This is a genomic window from Enterobacter sp. Li2LvB3, from assembly GCF_056156645.1.
In genome coordinates, this window is record NZ_JBSICG010000066.1 from 1 (window position 1) to 1,064 (window position 1,064).

Annotated in this window: 1 protein-coding gene; it reads right to left on the reverse strand. The window is 52.5% G+C overall.

The genetic code is table 11. From position 1 onward, the window contains the following. The coding region (gene tuf / locus ACS603_RS23430; protein ID WP_474945019.1) for an elongation factor Tu at positions 1-1,064 on the reverse strand (1,064 nt) is incomplete at both ends.

Sequence of the window (1,064 nt, forward strand, 5' to 3'; positions counted from 1 at the left end):
CGGCCGCCTTCACGGATTGCGAAACGCAGACCGTCGTCCATCGCGATTGGGTGGATCAGAGTCACAACCATCTTGATGTTGTCGCCTGGCATTACCATCTCAACGCCTTCTGGCAGTTCGATGGTACCGGTCACGTCAGTTGTACGGAAGTAGAACTGTGGACGGTAGCCTTTGAAGAACGGAGTATGACGGCCGCCTTCGTCTTTGGACAGAATGTACACTTCAGATTCGAACTTGGTGTGTGGCTTGATTGAGCCTGGCTTCGCCAGTACCTGACCACGTTCGATTTCTTCACGTTTGATACCACGCAGCAGAACACCTACGTTCTCACCAGCACGGCCTTCGTCCAGCAGTTTGCGGAACATTTCAACGCCAGTACAGGTAGACTTCGCAGTCTCTTTGATACCAACGATTTCAACTTCTTCACCAACTTTAACGATACCGCGCTCTACACGACCGGTAACAACGGTACCACGACCGGAGATGGAGAATACGTCTTCGATTGGCAGCAGGAATGGCTTATCAATCGCACGCTCTGGTTCTGGGATGTAAGAATCCAGGAAGCCAGCCAGTTCGATGATTTTTGCTTCCCACTCTGCTTCGCCTTCCAGCGCTTTCAGAGCTGAACCACGAACGATTGGGGTATCGTCGCCTGGGAAATCGTACTGAGACAGAAGTTCACGAACTTCCATTTCTACCAGTTCCAGCAGCTCTTCGTCATCAACCATGTCGCATTTGTTCAGGAACACGATGATGAAAGGAACGCCTACCTGACGACCCAGCAGGATGTGCTCACGAGTCTGAGGCATTGGGCCGTCAGTCGCAGCAACTACCAGGATCGCGCCGTCCATCTGCGCAGCACCGGTGATCATGTTTTTAACATAGTCGGCGTGGCCTGGGCAGTCTACGTGTGCGTAGTGGCGAGTCGGGGTGTCGTATTCAACGTGGGAAGTGTTGATGGTGATACCACGAGCTTTTTCTTCTGGTGCGTTATCGATCTGGTCGAATGCACGAGCAGAACCACCGTAGGTTTTTGCCAGAACGGTAGTGATTGCAGCGGTCAG